General features: G+C 27.9%; 14 protein-coding genes and 1 pseudogene. 10 read left to right on the top strand and 5 right to left on the bottom strand.

Annotated features, from left to right (window positions below):
* Positions 1-184: 184 nt before the first annotated feature.
* The 4 genes from N4A48_RS01005 (at position 185) to N4A48_RS00990 (ending at position 4,914) form a co-directional block, all read left to right on the top strand.
* Positions 185-1,177: an ABC transporter substrate-binding protein gene (locus tag N4A48_RS01005; protein ID WP_293663812.1), complete on the top strand. Its 993-nt coding sequence runs from the start codon at positions 185-187 to the stop codon at positions 1,175-1,177.
* Complete coding sequence (locus N4A48_RS01000) at positions 1,178-2,077, top strand: ABC transporter permease (RefSeq protein ID WP_293663811.1); 900 nt, start codon at positions 1,178-1,180, stop codon at positions 2,075-2,077. It begins immediately after the preceding gene.
* Entirely contained in the window at positions 2,040-2,834 is a 795-nt protein-coding gene (locus N4A48_RS00995; protein WP_293663810.1) for an ABC transporter ATP-binding protein, read from the top strand. The genes N4A48_RS01000 and N4A48_RS00995 overlap by 38 nt, the downstream gene beginning before the upstream one ends.
* Positions 2,835-3,123: 289 nt before the next feature.
* Positions 3,124-4,914 (top strand): sensor domain-containing protein, encoded by a 1,791-nt coding sequence (locus N4A48_RS00990; protein ID WP_293663809.1) that lies wholly within the window; start codon positions 3,124-3,126, stop codon positions 4,912-4,914.
* A gap of 125 nt (positions 4,915-5,039) precedes the next feature.
* On the opposite strand, the gene N4A48_RS00985 is transcribed toward N4A48_RS00990, so the two are convergent.
* The 4 genes and pseudogenes from N4A48_RS00985 to N4A48_RS00975 form a co-directional block, all read right to left on the bottom strand.
* A complete protein-coding gene (locus tag N4A48_RS00985) occupies positions 5,040-6,464 on the bottom strand; it encodes a copper amine oxidase N-terminal domain-containing protein (protein ID WP_293663808.1) in 1,425 nt (474 codons plus the stop codon).
* A gap of 81 nt (positions 6,465-6,545) precedes the next feature.
* Entirely contained in the window at positions 6,546-7,493 is a 948-nt protein-coding gene (locus N4A48_RS00980) for a methyl-accepting chemotaxis protein (protein ID WP_293663807.1), read from the bottom strand.
* Positions 7,494-7,535: 42 nt separating this feature from the next.
* Positions 7,536-7,601 (bottom strand): annotated as a pseudogene (locus tag N4A48_RS15030) (hypothetical protein); the annotation flags it as partial.
* A gap of 7 nt (positions 7,602-7,608) precedes the next feature.
* Positions 7,609-8,250, bottom strand: a complete 642-nt coding sequence (locus N4A48_RS00975; protein ID WP_293663806.1) for a hypothetical protein — start codon at positions 8,248-8,250, stop codon at positions 7,609-7,611.
* A gap of 311 nt (positions 8,251-8,561) precedes the next feature.
* Here N4A48_RS00975 and fdhF point away from each other — a divergent pair, with 311 nt between their 5' ends.
* From fdhF to N4A48_RS00950, 5 genes are all read left to right on the top strand, one after another.
* Positions 8,562-10,700, top strand: a complete 2,139-nt coding sequence (gene fdhF / locus N4A48_RS00970; protein ID WP_293663805.1) for a formate dehydrogenase subunit alpha — start codon at positions 8,562-8,564, stop codon at positions 10,698-10,700.
* A 21-nt stretch (positions 10,701-10,721) separates the two neighbouring features.
* On the top strand, positions 10,722-11,264 hold the full coding sequence (locus N4A48_RS00965) for a 4Fe-4S dicluster domain-containing protein (RefSeq protein ID WP_293663804.1): 543 nt from the start codon (positions 10,722-10,724) through the stop codon (positions 11,262-11,264).
* A 17-nt stretch (positions 11,265-11,281) separates the two neighbouring features.
* The gene (locus N4A48_RS00960; RefSeq protein ID WP_293663803.1) at positions 11,282-12,655 is read left to right on the top strand and encodes a [FeFe] hydrogenase, group A; all 1,374 of its coding nucleotides are present in this window, start codon (positions 11,282-11,284) and stop codon (positions 12,653-12,655) included.
* A complete protein-coding gene (locus N4A48_RS00955; protein WP_293663802.1) occupies positions 12,655-13,212 on the top strand; it encodes a 4Fe-4S dicluster domain-containing protein in 558 nt (185 codons plus the stop codon). The genes N4A48_RS00960 and N4A48_RS00955 overlap by 1 nt, the downstream gene beginning before the upstream one ends.
* 222 nt (positions 13,213-13,434) lie before the next feature.
* The gene (locus N4A48_RS00950; RefSeq protein WP_293663801.1) at positions 13,435-13,938 is read left to right on the top strand and encodes a peroxiredoxin; all 504 of its coding nucleotides are present in this window, start codon (positions 13,435-13,437) and stop codon (positions 13,936-13,938) included.
* Between the two features lie 106 nt (positions 13,939-14,044).
* Here N4A48_RS00950 and N4A48_RS00945 read toward each other — a convergent pair whose 3' ends face one another.
* Positions 14,045-14,743, bottom strand: coding sequence for a DUF554 domain-containing protein (locus tag N4A48_RS00945; RefSeq protein WP_293663800.1), 699 nt, complete (start codon positions 14,741-14,743; stop codon positions 14,045-14,047).
* Between the two features lie 271 nt (positions 14,744-15,014).
* On the opposite strand from N4A48_RS00945, the gene N4A48_RS00940 reads away from it, so the two are divergent.
* On the top strand, positions 15,015-17,216 hold the full coding sequence (locus N4A48_RS00940; RefSeq protein WP_293663799.1) for a GGDEF domain-containing protein: 2,202 nt from the start codon (positions 15,015-15,017) through the stop codon (positions 17,214-17,216).
* Positions 17,217-17,218 lie beyond the last annotated feature (2 nt).

The raw sequence follows: 17,218 nt of genomic DNA, 5'->3' as shown, positions 1-17,218 counted from the left end.
AATATAATGAATTTTAAATTAGAAGAAAATGTAGATTAGGAAGTTCGTAGAAGGTTAGTAGAAAAGTAGTTTGGTAGATATGTAGAATGGTAGGTATGTAGGGTAGGTTTATTAATTTTGTTTAAAAACTCTCATACGAGAGTTTTTTGTATTTTAAAAATTGAAAATTTAGGAGGATGGTAGCATGGTAGGAAAAAAGAATTTTAAAATTGTTTTATTACTTATCGTAGTAGTTGTATCTTTAGTAGGATGCAAGTCAGTAGACACTTCAAAGGATAACAAAATCAAAATTGGAATAACTCAAATAACGGAGCATCCAGCTCTTGATCTAGCCAGAGAAGGATTTATAAAAGCTCTTAAGGATAATGGATTTGAGGATGGAAATAACATAGAAATAGACTTTCAAAGTGCTCAAGGAGATATACCTACATCACAAACTATAGCACAAAATTTTGTATCTCAAAGCAAGGATATGATATTTGCAATAGCAACCCCATCAGCTCAAAGTACATTCAATTCTACAAATGAAATCCCTATACTAATAACAGCAGTAACAGATCCTGTAGAGGCAGGAATAGTAAAATCTATTGAAAAAACACAGACAAATGTAACGGGAACTAGTGATATGACTCCTGTTGATAAGCAGTTTGAACTTATAAAGAAATTAGTTCCAAATGCTAAAAAAGTAGGAGTTATATATAATACAAGTGAAATAAATTCTAAAATTCAAATTGATATGGCTAAGGAAGAAGCTAAAAAAATTGGATTTGATATAGAGGAAGTTGGAGTAAGTAGTGTTAATGAAGTAGCACAAGCTATGGATAAATTGGTTCAAAATGTGGACATTGTATACACACCAACAGATAACTTAGTTGCATCATCAATGAATTTAATAGCAAATAAATGCAATGAAAAAAACATCCCTATAATAGGAGCAGAAGAATCACATGTAAAATTAGGAGCTTTAGCTACACAAGGAATAGACTATAAGCAGTTAGGATATGAAACTGGTCTTATGGCTGTTAAAGTTTTAAATGGAAAACAACCTCAAGATATGAGTATAGAATATATTAAAAATACTAATCTTGTTATAAATGAGAAAGTAGCTAAAAATTTAAATATAAAAATACCAAATGACTTAAAGTCAAAGGCACAAATTATAGAGGGGGAAAACTAAATGGACTTAATTATAAGTATACTCGAGCAGGGCTTAATATTTTCTTTAATGGCACTAGGAGTGTATATAACATACAAAATATTAGATTTCCCTGACTTATCAGTAGATGGAACCTTTGCACTTGGAGCCTCTGTTACAGCAGCCATTTTGGTAAAAGGTATAAATCCAGTTGTTGCAACATCAGTTTCTATTGTAGCTGGATGTATAGGAGGAATTGTAACTGGAATACTTCATGTTAAATTTAAAATAACTAATTTATTATCGGGTATATTAGTTATGACAGCTTTATACTCTGTAAATCTTAGAATAATGGGAAAGTCAAACATCCCATTATTCAATCAAAATACAGTATTTAATATCAATATAGATACTATATATATTATACTTGTAATGGCTTTTTTAGTAAAAATTTTATTAGATCTTTTTCTTAGAACGAAACTTGGCTTTGTCTTAAAGGCATGTGGAGATAACGAAAAGCTTATAACATCTCTTGGAATAGATATAGGAAATATAAAAATAATAGGACTTATGATATCAAATGGATTAGTTGCGCTTTCAGGATCTTTGCTTGCTCAATATCAAGGATTTTCAGATGTTACAATGGGCAGTGGTATTATAGTTATGGGTCTTGCATCTGTAATATTTGGAGAAGCGGTTTTAAAGAAATTCTCATTTATTAAGACTACTACAATGGCTGTTATAGGGTCTATTTTATATAAATTAAGTACGGCTCTTGCTCTAAAGATTGGATTTAATCCAACTGATTTAAAATTAATAACAGCATTAATAGTAGTAGTTGCTATAGCTACTAATAACTCCAAATTTAAATTAAATCTAAACTTTATAAAAAGAGGTGAGACAAATGATTCAAATAAGAAACTTATGCAAAACGTTCAATAAAAATACTATAAATGAAAAGCAGGTATTTGATAAATTATCACTGGATATAGAAGAAGGTGATTTTATAACTATAATAGGAAGTAATGGGGCTGGAAAATCAACTCTTTTAAATATGATATCAGGAAGTTTAGATAAAGATAGTGGAGTTATAAATTTAGACAATAAAGATATATCATCTCTTAAAGAATACGAAAGATCAAAATTTATAGCTAGAGTATATCAGGACCCTAGCTTTGGAACATCTCCATCGATGACTATATTAGAAAATTTATCTATGGCTATAAATAAAGGAAATAAATTTGGACTATCTATGGGAATTTCAAAAAAGAATATAGAGTATTTTAAGGAAATATTATCAGAGTTATCATTAGGACTTGAAAATCAACTTCATACTAAGGTCTCTCTTTTATCGGGAGGTCAAAGGCAGGCACTGTCTCTTATAATGGCAACTATAAAGAATCCAGATATATTATTATTAGATGAACATACAGCAGCTCTTGATCCTAGAACATCAGAAAGAATAATAGAGCTTACTGAAAAGATAGTAGAGAGAAAAAAAATCACAACTTTTATGATAACTCATAATCTGAATCATGCTATATCTATGGGAAACAGACTTTTGATGATGCATGGTGGAAAAGTAGTTTTAGATATCAAAGAAAATGAAAAAAAGGATTTGAATATAGATAAGCTTTTATCATATTTTGAAAAAATACAATCTAAAGATGGGCTAAGTGATAGAGTAGTGTTTTCTTAAAAAATATTAAAACAAAAGAGTACAGAGTATTTCGTATTAGACCATATATTGACATTTATATTCAAATTAGATATAATTAATTTGCTTATACTAATTTGTAATTGAAATAGATTTATTAACTAAAATACATTATTATATTTATACGTTGGAAAACATGTTTATTTTTAAAGGAATAAAAGGGATCTATATTTAATAGATTCCTTTTTTTTAAACTTGCAGTAAAAAAGTAGGGGGAAGCTTAAGCTTTACAGCTAATAAAATAGAAAAAAGCATAAGGGAGAGATAAAAAATGAATAAAAAAATAAACATAAATAATAAATTAAACCACTCTATTATTAACTGTAATAATTTAAATTTATGTCAACGTTCTTCTTTGGATGAAACAATTATAGATATTTATAAAAATAAATTGAAATTATTTGAAAAAGTATTAGCTAAAAATACAGAAGGAATTGTTATTACTGATAGAGAAGGGAATATAGAATGGGTAAATAATGCATTTACTAATATGACAGGTTATACATCTATAGAAACTATAGGTAAAAATATTATAAAATTAAAATCAAAAAGATATGATAATGTATTTTGTAAAAAAGCATGGAAAATTATACTAAATAAAGGTATATGGTCAGGTGAAATATTAAATAAAGATAAAAATGGAGAAATATACAATCATTTATTAACAGCATATTCTATTAAAGATGAATACAATAATATTATTAATTTTATTGGAATAATTAAAGATATTACTGAAAAAAAGAAAAAAGAAGAAAAAATAAAATACATGTCATTTAGAGATAATCTCACAGATCTTTATAATAGAACTTTTTTTATATATAAACTAGATAATGAAATATCTAAAAATCTTAACAAAAATTTATCTGTTTTATATTTAGATTTAGATGATTTTAAGAATATAAATGATACATTAGGTCATTCGTTTGGAGATAAAGTTTTGCAGGAGTTTGTAATAAGAATCAAACAGTGTGTCAGAGATATAGATACAGTTGCAAGAATTGGTGGAGATGAATTTATTATACTTATGCAACAATATGAAAATAAGATGAGGTATATAAATACAGCAAATTGTATTCTTAATTCTTTAAGAAATCCTATTGTAGTAAATAAAAAGAAATTAGAAATTTCAGTCAGTATAGGAATAGCAGAATATCCTAATGATGGTAAAAATGCAGAGGCATTAATAAAAAATGCAGAGATAGCTATGTATAAAGCTAAAGAAAATAAAAATATTTATGAAAAACGCATTAGTTTATATTATTCTGATATGGACGAGAAAATAAAAGAAGATTTTCTTTTATCTAATCATATAAGATATGCTATAGAAAAAAAAGAATTATCAATATACTATCAACCAATAATAGATATTAGTACAGAAAAAATAGTTGGAGCAGAAGCATTACTAAGATGGAAACATCCTAAATTTGGATTTATATCTCCTGAAAAATTTATACCTATAGCTGAAAAAAATGGACTTATAGATAAAATTGGTAGTTGGGTACTTGAAAATTCATGTAGACAAAATAAAGAGTGGCAGGATAAGGGCTATTCTCCTATAAAGATATCTGTAAATATATCAGTAAATCAATTAAGACAAAAAAGTTTTCCTAAATCGGTATTTGATATTTTAAGGAAAACAAATTTTGATTCAAAGTATTTAGAATTGGAAATAACAGAAAGTATTTCTGCTGAAAATATAAAGAATATTGAAAAAATATTACATAATTTAGAAAAACTAGGAATAAGCCTTTCTATTGATGACTTTGGGACAGGATATTCTTCATTAGGGCAACTTAAAAAATTACCTATTTCTAAACTGAAAATTGACAAAAGTTTCATTAATGATATTGATAATGAACACAATAATACAGAAATACCTTTAGCTATTATTACAATGGCTAAAAGTTTAAATATAAAGGTAGTAGCAGAAGGTATTGAAACAAAAAGACAATTAGAGTTTTTAAAAGATAACAAGTGTGAATTTGGACAAGGATATTTATTTAGTCGTCCTGTTGACAGCACTGCATTTGAAAAAACTTTAATAATGCAAAAATTCGCTTGATGCTAACGCATGGATTAGATCGCTAACGAGTACTATTTAATCAATATTATATAGTTTTGAAATTTTATAATTTCTATATAATAAAAAAGATGGTGATTAAAATATTTTAATCACCATCTTTTTTATTATTGTTGATTTTCGAATATCTTAGAGTCTATTATTTCAGAGTCAGCAGGGATTTCTATTTTAATAGAATCACTATTTATATCACTTACAGTTGTTTTTAAATTGAATCCTAAATTGAATTTTCCTTCTTCTTCTGAGTCAACATCAAGTTTCATATCAAGAGTCTCATCTGTAATATAATCATCTTTCACATTAATTGTTAAATCATAATTAAATTTAAGAGCATCCTTTAACTTCATAAAATCAGCATCTTTAGTTAAATCTTCATCTGAGTACTTTGAAGACATATCTAATATTAAATTAATAAAATCATCTGAATTTATTTTTAAAGTATATTTTTTAGTATTTCCTGCTTTAGATACTTTGAAGTTATCATCACTTAAAAGTTTAGTTAAAACCTCAGATATCAAAGTATTAACTTTATAAGTGTTAGTATTTAATGGTGTAGTAGGATCTTGAATTAATGCATAAATAACATCAATAGGCTTTAAATCATCAGCTTTAAGCATTTCGTTTATTTGCTTAAAAGCTACCATATCTTCTTCAGACATATCAAATTTTACCCATTTATCACCCACATTTAAACTTTTTAAATCTTCAACTTTATCAAATACATCTGATTGTATATACATAGATTGTCCATCAAATAATAATTTTACATTAATATTGTCTAGACCTTTAAATCCAAAAGCTTCATTATTTAGGAATTCTTTTAGCATTCCTTTAGCTTTTATATTCATATCAATTATTGCACTGCCATTATTCATTGAAGATGTAGATGTAACATCAAATCCTCCTTGAAGTGCACCAAACATAGCTAAAGATGAATAATTATTCATAGAATCAGCCTTTGGAGTTGATTTGAAATCTATACTAAAGCTAGTTGTTGAAGTAAATGCATCAGGTTGCTTATAACCAGTGTTTAAAAATTCATAAAGAGCTGGAGCTTCAGATTTTAAAGACTCATCTAAAGATTTAATTATTTTGTTGTAATCTATTACAACTACAGTTTTTTCAAATTCGTCCCAACCGACTTTTGTATCAAATGCTTCTGATAAAAATCTAACAGGTATTAAAGTTGCACCATTAATAATTTTTGGTGATTCATTTAATGTTATTTCTTTTACTTCACCGTCTTTTTCAATTGTAGCTAATTGGTTATCAATTTTAAGAGTAACTACAGTGTTGTCTTTTTTAGCTATAACAGTTTTAGTATCTGCTACATACTCGATAGATCCACCTAATTTTTCTACTATATTTCTTGCTGGAAGAAAAGTAGTTCCATTAATGATTTGGGGAGCTACATCAAAAGCTACATTTTCTCCGTTTAGTTGAACCTTTATTTCGTTAGTTTCAGCAAAGCCTGTTAATGTTAAACTGAAAATCATTAAAAAAGTTAAAAGTATACTAATTCTTTTTTTCATAATATCCTCCTTATAATTCTAGATAAAAATATATTATCAAAAAAACTCTAAAAAGTAAACAAATTGTAAATTATAACAATTTTATATATTAAATATCTTAATTGATTCTGATAATTTATTTGCCATATTATTCAATTTATGAATTGAAGAGACTACTTCCTCCATACAAGCATATTGTTCTTGAGAAGATGAACTAATTTGATTTATTGTAATTGAGGATTGCTCAGCTAATGTAGATATATTTTTTATAGAATAGAAAACTTTGTCCTTATCTTCTTTTATGTAATTAATATCAGAAGTTAATAATTTGACCTGTTCTATAAGATTATCTGATGATATTTTAATTTCATTAAAGATATTCTTTGTGTCTTTAAAAGAGTCGTTTGTGGTATTAACTATATTTATAGAATTATTCATAGTATCGTTAGTATTATCTATTACTTGTATTATTTTATCTAGAATGCTTTGTATTTCTTCCGTTGCACTTGAAGATTCATCTGCTAGTTTTCGTATTTCCTCAGCCACAACAGAAAACCCTTTGCCGTGTTCTCCAGCTCTTGCAGCTTCAATAGCAGCATTTAAAGCTAATAAATTAGTTTGATGTGATATTGATTTAATTGTTTCAATTATTATACCTATAGATTTTGATTTATCAGCTAAATCTTGTATACTATTTCCAACTATTTTTGTAGATTGAACAGTTTCTTTAAAGCTGTTATCAAGTTCTTCGATAGATTGTATACCTAATTCATTTTTTTCTTTCATATTTTGAGTAGAAGTAATTGATTCTTCCAATTTTGAATTTATATTTTCTATTTTTTGAGCTAAATCAGAAGTTATTTGTAAGCAATCATTAGTTTCTATAGCTTGGCTATGCGAACTAGAAGCAATTTCTTGAACAGTTTTTGAAATTTCTTCATTTGATGCACTTATTTCTTCTGTAGAGGATGTTATTGATTGGGAAGCATTGTCTAAGCTTATAGTAGTATTCTTTATACTTTCTACTAAGTTTTTAATATTTTCAATCATTTTATTAAAACTATTTGCTAATAAACCAATTTCACTTTTAGACTTAATATTATATGTAACACTAAGGTCATAATTAGCAACCTTATTAGCTGATTGAGTTAAATTTATTAATGGCTTAGAAATTCTTTTTGAAAATATAAATCCAAATAATAATAGATATTATCAATATGTTGATTCTAAATTTATGAAATTCATTATATTCATCTTCTACATTATAGTCTATACCTACAAAGCCTACTACATTATTATTGGAATCTTTTAAAGGATAGTAAGCAGATAAAAGTATACCGTAATGATCTACGGATATTTTATTATCTATATATGTTTTTCCCTGCATAACATCCTCAAATCCTGGGTAAGGATCTTCTACTGTTCCAATTTCTGCAGGATCTTCACTGTTATAATCAGCACTTTCTATTATTTGAATGTATTGTCCAGCTTCGTTTTTTCTCATTGCATATAAGTATTTTGCTCCAGATATAACTCTAATATAGTTAAGTTCTTTTCCCATTTCGTTAAAATAGGGATTATTCATATCCTCAACAGTTTTTAAATCTTTAAATTTTTCTATATTAATCTTTTCAGTGGCAACTTGTGCAATCTTAGAAGCTTTTTTACCAACATTATTTACCAACATATTATAACTTCTGAAATACATTACACTAGATAATATAGAAATAATTATTAAAACAGTTAATAAAAACGATAAACAAATTTTTGTTTCTATTTTCTCTTTATATGGTATTTTAGATATCATAGTCGTTACCTTCCTTTCTTAAAAAATATATATTAATTATAACAAAGTTTTTATATATTTAGGAAATAAATAGAAAAAATACAAAATACAGATAGAAATTGATGCAATATGACTATTTTTAAGGATTAATGAATATATTTTAGAATAATTTAATCGTGATGAATAAAAAGGAATTGATATATTTTTATTGAAGCTATTGTATAATTAAATATACAAAAAATCTAATGACATATAAAAATGTGAGCCTATAAGTTAGATAATCTTATTAGGCTTTTTTGCTCTATAGGAAATATAATAGAGGGGGATATTATATGGAGAAAAAGGTATTAACTGTATGCCCTTACTGTGGTGCAGGGTGCAAGATGTATCTTATAGTTAAAGATGGGGAAATAGTAGGGGCTGAACCTGCAAATGGAAGAACTAATGAAGGAAATTTATGTCTTAAAGGACATTATGGATGGGATTTCTTAAGAGATCCTCAGTATCTTACAGCTAGAATTAAAAAGCCTATGATTAGAAGAAATGGTGAATTAGAGGAAGTTGAGTGGGATGAGGCTATAGATTATGTTGCAACAAGACTTAATAAGATTAAAAAAGATTATGGACCAGATTCTATAATGGGTACAGGTTGTGCAAGAGGACCTGGAAATGAAGCAAATTACATAATGCAAAAGTTTATGAGAGCAGTGATAGGTACTAATAATATAGATCACTGTGCACGAATCTGACATGCTCCATCAGTAGCCGGTCTGGCTTACAGTTTAGGTAGTGGAGCAATGAGTAATTCAATAAATGAGATAGAAAATGCAAGCTTATTATTTATATTCGGATATAATGGAGCAGATTCACATCCTATTGTTGCAAGAAGAATAATTAAAGCGAGGGAAAATGGAGCAAAGATAATAGTTACAGATCCTAGAATAACTGAATCAGCTAGAATTGCTGATATGTGGCTTCCTATAAAGGGTGGAACTAATATGGCTTTAGTTAATTCCTTTGGAAATGTTTTAATAAATGAGAAGCTTTATGATAAAGAATATGTAAAAAAATATGTAGATGGATTTGAAGAATATAAGAATTTAGTTGAAAAATATACTCCTGAATACACTGAAAAAATAACAGGGGTTAAGGCTGAGGATATAAGAAAGGCTATGAGAGAATATGCTAAGTCAAAGGATAGTATGATACTTTATGGTATGGGAGTATGTCACTTCTCACAAGCTGTTGATGTTGTTAAAGGTCTTGCATCATTAGCTCTTTTAACAGGAAATTTTGGTCGTGAAAATGTAGGAATTGGTCCTGTTCGTGGTCAAAACAATGTACAAGGAGCTTGTGATATGGGAGTTTTACCAAATGTTTATCCTGGATATCAAAAGGTAAGTGATGATAATGTTAGAGTAAAATTTGAAAATGCTTGGCAAGTTAAGCTTTCTAATAAGAATGGATATGCTTTAACAGAGGTACCAAATCTTGCTTTAGAAGAAGATAAAATCAAAGCATATTATATATTTGGAGAAGATCCAGTTCAAAGTGATCCTAATGCGTCACACGTTAGAAAAGCACTTGATAAAATAGATTTTGTAGTAGTTCAGGATATATTCATGAATAAAACTGCTCTTCATGCAGATGTTATACTTCCTGCAACGTCATGGGCAGAGCATGAAGGGGTATATACTTGTGCTGATAGAGGATTCCAAAAGTTTAATAAAGTTATAGAACCTAAGGGAGATGTTAAACCTGATTGGCAGATAATTTCTGAGATTGCAACTAAGATGGGATATCCTATGAAGTATGAAAACACTAATGAAATTTGGGATGAAATGAGAAGTTTATGTCCTAGTTTTGTTGGTGAGAGTTATGAGAAGATAGAGAAGTTAGGAACAGTTCAATGGCCTTGTTTAAGTGAGGATCATGATGGAACTAAGTATTTATATAAAGGAAATAAATTCTCAACTCCTAGTGGAAAAGGTAATTTATTTGCAAGCGAGTGGAGATCACCTAAAGAAATTCCAGATGAAGAATATCCACTTAGTCTTTCAACTGTTAGAGAGGTTGGACATTATTCTGCTAGAACTATGTCTGGTAATTGTAGAGCATTAAAAGAGCTTGCAGATGAGCCTGGATATATTCAAATGAGTGTTAATGATAGTGAAAAGTTAGGTATAAAGGATGAGGAATTAGTAAGAGTAAGCTCAAGAAGGGGAAGTGTTATAACTAGAGCTTGTGTTACTGATAGGGTAAAAGAAGGTTCTACTTTTATGACTTATCAGTGGTGGATAGGTTCTTGTAATGAGCTTACTATAGATAGCTTAGATCCTATTTCTAAAACTCCTGAGTTTAAATATTGTGCTATAAAGGTTGAAAAAATAAAAGATCAAGAAAAAGCTGAACAGTATATAAAAGATGAATATAAAAAAATAAAAAATAATATGAGGGTTGAAAGAATTTAAAAATGAAAGGCTGGAAGAAGAATGAATGAAGCTTTTAATACATTTGTTATAGCTGATCCAAATAAATGCATAGGCTGCAAAGCCTGTGAATTAGCTTGCTCTAGCGTTCACAATAAAGAAAACAATATAGGTTATACCGTAGGGACTATGACAACTCCTGTTATACCTAGGTTATATCTTGTAAAAAATGAAAAGTTTTGTGCACCTATTCAATGTAGACACTGTGAAGATGCACCTTGTGCAAATGCATGTCCTAATAACGCTATAAAGCAAGAAAATAATACTATTTATGTAGATGAAAACTGTATAGGTTGTAAGACCTGTATTATGGCATGTCCAATAGGGGGTATAGAATTATTACCACAGTATAAAAATGAAAAGAAAGTAATTCAATTAGGTCTTGAAGAAGAAAAAATAATAGCTTACAAGTGTGATTTATGTAAGGGAAAAGAAACAAAGGCTTGTATAGAAGCATGTCCTAAAGATGCATTAAAGCTTGTAAATATAAAAGAAGATAGAAAGAATAAGAATATAAAGGCTGCACTAGGACTGATGAATCTTTAAGTAAGGGGGGACAGGAGATGATAGTCAATATAGATAAGGAAATATGTACAGGGTGCAGAATGTGTGCTAGCATATGTCCAGTTGATGCTATAGAGGGAAAACAAGGGGAAGTCCAAAGTATAAATGAGGATAAATGTATTATATGTGGTCAATGTATACAAATATGTAGTGCTTATTTAAGTGAGTTTGAAGAAGATATTACTCCAGTAGATATAAAATTAAAAGAAAGAGGAATGCTTGAAACGGTTAAAGAACCTCTATTTGCGGCTTACAATATGTGTGATGTTCAAAAGGTAAAGAAAAGTTTAAGTAATAACAAGTTACATAAGGTTGTTCAGTGCGCACCTGCTGTAAGAGTTGCTCTTGCAGAAGATTTTGGATTAGAATTAGGAACTTTAACAGATAAAAAACTTGCAGCAGTTCTTAGAAAAATGGGATTTGATAGAGTATATGATACTAATTTTTCAGCAGATTTGACTATAATTGAGGAGTCAACAGAGCTTGTAAATAGAGTTAATGAAGGCTATGACCTTCCTCTGTTCACATCATGCTGTCCAGCATGGGTTAAATTTATGGAACGAGAATATCCAGAACTATTAAACCATCTATCAACCTGTAAGTCTCCTCAACAAATGGCAGGAGCTATATTCAAAACTTACGGTGCAGATATAGATAATGTAGACTCTAAAAATGTATTTAGTGTATCAGTAATGCCCTGTACATGTAAAAAATATGAATGTGATAGAGAAGAGATGAATAGCGGTGGATACAAGGATGTTGATGTAGTAATAACTACAAGAGAGTTAGCTTATTTAATAAAAGATATGGGTATAGACTTTAAAAATATAGAAGAAGGAAACTTTGATAATCCTCTAGGTGATTACACGGGAGCTGGAACAATATTTGGAACTACCGGTGGAGTTATGGAGGCTGCTATTAGAACCGCATATGAGCTTATAACTAAAGAAAGCATACCTAATATAGATATAAATTGTGTTAGAGGAGAAAATGGAGTAACTAAATCTAGTATTGATGTAGGAGATATGAAATTAAATGTTGCAGTAGTATCAGGACTTGAAAATGTAGTAGCAATTCTTGAGGATATCAAAAATAATAAATCAGATTTACATTTTATAGAGGTTATGACCTGCCCAGAAGGATGTATAAGTGGAGGAGGACAGCCAAAGGTTATTTTAGATAAGCATAGAGAAATAGCATATGATAATAGAAAAAAATCTATTTATACTCATGATAGTGAGTGTACACTTAGAAAATCTCATGAAAATAGTAGTATAAAAAAATTGTATGAGGAATTTTTAGGAGAGCCGCTTAAAGAAAAATCACATCATCTTCTACATACTGAGTATGCATCGAGAAAGGAGAAAAATTAATGAATACCTTTGTTATAGCAGACCCTAATAAGTGTATAGGATGTAGAACCTGTCAAATAGCTTGCGTTGTTGCTCATTCGGATGAAGATATATTTAATCCAGAGTGTAAAAATATATCGTTCAATCCAAGACTTAGTGTTGTAAAAACAGCTATCGTTAGTGCACCTATTCAATGTAGACACTGTGAAGATGCTCCATGTGCAAATGTATGTCCAAATAATTCAATAGTAAATAAAGATGGAAGTATACAAATAAACGAAGAAACTTGTATAGGATGTAAAACGTGTCTTATGGCATGTCCATTAGGAGCTATTGAATTAGTTGATTATTATAAAGAGGGAGAAAAAGTACTTCAACCTAATTTAATAGATATGGATTCTAAAAACTTGTGTTTTAAGGAGAGAATAATAGCTAATAAGTGTGATCTTTGTATAAATAGAGACAAAGGGCCAGCATGTGTTGAAGTATGTCCTACAGATGCATTTAAGATAGTTAAGGAGGAAGATATAAAACAATCTGTAAAGAATAAGAGAAGTAAAAGTGCATCTTTACTATAAATTTTAATCCTAAAAAACTTCAAAAAAGTTTACATTTGAAATTTCAAATGTAAACTTTTTTTAATGAATATAAGTACAAACATTAAGTTTTAAATAAGTAATATATGGGCATATATTTACTGAACATATAAAATACGTTTACTATACAATAATAAGGTAAGCATAAAAGTATTTTTACAACAAATAATATATATGATCAAGAAAAATAAAGGAGGAAAACAAATGATTAAAATTGGCTCACCTGCACCTGATTTTACATTACCAAGTACACATGGTAAAGATATATCGTTAAAAGATTTAAGAGGAAAATATGTTGTTCTATTTTTCTACCCACTTGACTTTACACCTGTGTGAGGCACTGAAGTACCCGAGTTTAATCGTATGTTAAAAAAATTTGAAGGATTAAACTCTACTGTATTAGGTGTTAATACAGACAGTATACCAACTCATCACGCTTGGATTAAAAGTTTAGGGGGAATTGACTATCCACTCTTAGCTGATTATGATAAAAAATTAGCCAAGGAATATGGTGTATTTTTAGATGAAGCTGGTGGAATTGCATTAAGAGGTACGTTTATAATAGACCCTGAGGGCATTTTACAATACTATTCTGTAAATAATACTGCGGTTGGAAGAAATGTTATGGAATTTCTTAGAGTTCTTAAAGCACTACAGACTCGTAAAGCTTGCCCAGCAAACTGGGATGAAGGACAAGCTACATTGTAGTTAAATGTAAAAATCCATAGGAATATTTAATTCCTATGGATTTTTATGCTATATTTCCCGAGAAATAAGCAAAATATAAATATTTAAACTCATATGATGTTATATATTAGTGAATTATATTAAAATATACAATTTTGAATATGAAAAAAATCAAAGGTATAAATATGGCTGGTAGCATATTTCCTACCTTTATTTTTTTTATATCCATTATATTAAGGCCGATTGCTATAATAAGAACTCCTCCTACTGATGATATATCGCTTACTACGCTATCCACTAAAAATATTTTTACAGAAGATGCAGCAAGTGCAATGAAGCCTTCATATAAGAACACAGATATTGATGAAAATAAAACTCCTATTCCAAAGGTTGATGCAAATATTATAGATAGTATTCCATCAACTATAGATTTAGCAAAAAGTGTTTGGTGGTTTCCGTTTAAACCACTTTCTAGAGCACCTATGATTGCCATAGAACCTATACAAAATATAAGGGTAGCAGTTACAAATCCTTTTGCAACACTTCCCTGATTTTTCACTAACTTGCTTTCTAAAAAATCTCCTAGCTTGTCTAAGTTTGCTTCGATTTTTAGAAATTCCCCAATAACACTACCTATTGCCAAACTAACTATAAGAAGTAGTATATTTTGAACTTTTATGGCACCCATAATTCCTATTAAGAATATGCATAACCCCATAGAGTCCATAAGTATTTTTTTATAATTTTCACCTATACCTTTTTTAAATAAAAGTCCTATTAAACTTCCTATTAATACTGCTAATCCATTTGCCAAACTGCCCAACATATAAAAACCTCCTAAAGATAAAACCAAAGTTAATTATAATTGTATAATTGTATGGAAAGTTATTCAAGTAAATATTATTGTAACAAATGAGTTATATTATATTGAAAATTATCCCTTAAATACAAAAAAAATATAGAAAAAGAAACTCGAATAACGTATAATATATATGTTTAATGTAGAAAATTTAGCCAAATTTATTAAAAAAAATATGGAATATAAATGGGGGATATACATATGAGTTGTTGCTTAAATTTAAGATTAGGGGTGTATTATGAAATCTAAAAAATTAAAATATTTCTTTTTAATATGTACAGTGATTTCTATATTGACATGTTCTATGATTTATTATTCTAGTAATAATTATAAAAAAGAAATTTTATTAAAAACTCAAAATAATTTAAAAAAAAGATCTCAAAATTATCAGGTATTCATACTAAACACGATAAATCCAGTAATAACATTAATTGAAAATACAGGTAAGATACTAGCTTCTACAGATTTAAATGATAAAGAAGAAGTTAAAATAATTTTTGATAAAATGGTTGATAATGTACCTATCATATCAAATGTATATTATGTAAATGAAGAAAAAACTCAAAAGTTGATTTATAATGATAAAGCTAATGAATTAATTGATTTAAGAAATAGACCCTGGTATAAACAGGCAATTCATTCAGAAGAACCTATTGTTACATCAATATATAACGATGTATATAGTCAAAAACCAGTAATAACTATTTCTTATGGAGTAAAAAAAGATAATAAACTAAAAGGTGTTTTTTCTGCTGATATATTTTTAGAGGATTTATATAAAATATTAGAAATAACTACAAATACAGAAAATACAGTACATTATATAACCGATTATTCTGGTAATATTATACTTCATCTTACGAAAGAATTATTAGGATTCTCTATGTGGAGTCCTCAAAAGAGTTACATGAATCAATTTTCAAACAATGAGAAGAAAAATTTAGAAAACTATTCAAAAATATGGGGAAGAAATAAAATAGATATTTTAAGTAACTCTTTAGGAACACTATATTATGATGATGCAAAAGAAAAAATGTATGGATATTTTTGCAAAGTACCTAAAACAGATTGGATTATTGTAAGTAAAATAGATTATGAAAGAATAGAAATGAATGATGATTTATATTCGGTAAAAATTGCATTTTGGGGACTAATTATATTTATATTGTTAAGTATATTTATATATATTATTTTTACTAATATATATAATAAGGATGATTTAACAGATAGCTATAACAAAAATAAGCTTTTAGAAGTTTTAAAAAAACAATCTAATAAAGAACAAATTATTTTATTTATGGATATATATAATTTCTCATCTATTAATGGAATTTATGGAAGTATTTTTGGTAATAAAGTTATAAAAAAATTAACGGATATAATAAATGAGAATTTAGGTTGTGATGGAATATTAGTCCACTCAAAGGCGGATGACTTTTTATTTTTATTTAATTCAAAAGACTGGGAAGATTCACTTTCTAAATCAAAAGAACTAAATAAATTAGTAACTAATTTGGAAATGACAATAGATGATTTAACTATAAATATTAATGTGTTTTTAGGCTTAACTAAAATAGATTCATTAGAAATAAAAGACTGGAATACATCCATATTATTAGTTGAAGATATTTTCAATAAATTAAAGAAAACAACAGAAGTTGGATTATTAGTATTTGAAGATTTTAAGGAACTTCTTGAAATAAAAGAGAAAAAGGATACAAAGAAGGAAGAACTGATAAAAGCTATGGAAGAAGATAGAATTATTCCATTTTTTCAACCTATTTATGATATAAAAGAAAATATAATTGAAAAATACGAAGTTCTTATGAGGATAAAAAGTGGAGATAATTATTTATCACCTTTTCCTTATATTAAAATAGCAGAGGAAAATAATTTAATATCAAAATTAGATTTACTTGTAATAGAAAAGGCAATGGAATACAAAAATAATTGGGATAAAGAAGATAAAATAAAATTTTCAGTCAATGTTTCGGGAAAGGATTTAAATGATTCTGAATTTCTACCGAAAATTGTTAATTTAGCAGACGAATATAAGATAAAATACCAAAATATAGTATTTGAAATAACAGAAACTCAAAACATAGATAATATTGATTCTCTTGTAAAAACGATATATCCATTTAAAAAATTAGGATTTACATTTTCTATAGATGATTTTGGAACTGGATTTTCTTCTATGCAATATTTAAAACAAATACCGGCAAATTATTTAAAAATAGATGGTTCTTTTATAAAGGACATAAACGAGAACGAAGAAAGCTTATATATTGTAAAATCTATCGTACATATGGCAAAGGCTTTCAAAATGAAAACTATTGCCGAGTTTGTAGAAAATGAAGAGATATTAGATATAATAAGAGAACTAAATATAGATTATGCACAAGGCTATCACATAGGAAAGCCTAATTATAAATTTTAAAT

The organism is Tepidibacter sp. (assembly GCF_025210165.1).
GTDB lineage: Bacteria > Bacillota > Clostridia > Peptostreptococcales > Peptostreptococcaceae > Tepidibacter_A.
The sequence above is the reverse complement of the archived record's forward strand: the minus strand, read 5'-3'. Positions and strand labels throughout refer to the sequence as shown.

What these genes read in the sequence shown, in the direction of transcription:
- N4A48_RS00945 (WP_293663800.1), bottom strand. Translation starts at nt 14,743, where the DNA reads ATGTTGGGCAGTTTGGCAAATGGATTAGCAGTATTAATAGGAAGTTTA.
- N4A48_RS00990 (WP_293663809.1), top strand. Translation starts at nt 3,124, where the DNA reads ATGAATAAAAAAATAAACATAAATAATAAATTAAACCACTCTATTATT.
- N4A48_RS00940 (WP_293663799.1), top strand. Translation starts at nt 15,015, where the DNA reads ATGAAATCTAAAAAATTAAAATATTTCTTTTTAATATGTACAGTGATT.
- N4A48_RS01005 (WP_293663812.1), top strand. Translation starts at nt 185, where the DNA reads ATGGTAGGAAAAAAGAATTTTAAAATTGTTTTATTACTTATCGTAGTA.
- N4A48_RS00975 (WP_293663806.1), bottom strand. Translation starts at nt 8,250, where the DNA reads ATGATATCTAAAATACCATATAAAGAGAAAATAGAAACAAAAATTTGT.
- N4A48_RS00985 (WP_293663808.1), bottom strand. Translation starts at nt 6,464, where the DNA reads ATGAAAAAAAGAATTAGTATACTTTTAACTTTTTTAATGATTTTCAGT.
- N4A48_RS00995 (WP_293663810.1), top strand. Translation starts at nt 2,040, where the DNA reads ATGATTCAAATAAGAAACTTATGCAAAACGTTCAATAAAAATACTATA.
- N4A48_RS00980 (WP_293663807.1), bottom strand. Translation starts at nt 7,493, where the DNA reads ATGATTGAAAATATTAAAAACTTAGTAGAAAGTATAAAGAATACTACT.
- N4A48_RS00960 (WP_293663803.1), top strand. Translation starts at nt 11,282, where the DNA reads ATGATAGTCAATATAGATAAGGAAATATGTACAGGGTGCAGAATGTGT.
- N4A48_RS00955 (WP_293663802.1), top strand. Translation starts at nt 12,655, where the DNA reads ATGAATACCTTTGTTATAGCAGACCCTAATAAGTGTATAGGATGTAGA.
- N4A48_RS01000 (WP_293663811.1), top strand. Translation starts at nt 1,178, where the DNA reads ATGGACTTAATTATAAGTATACTCGAGCAGGGCTTAATATTTTCTTTA.
- N4A48_RS00965 (WP_293663804.1), top strand. Translation starts at nt 10,722, where the DNA reads ATGAATGAAGCTTTTAATACATTTGTTATAGCTGATCCAAATAAATGC.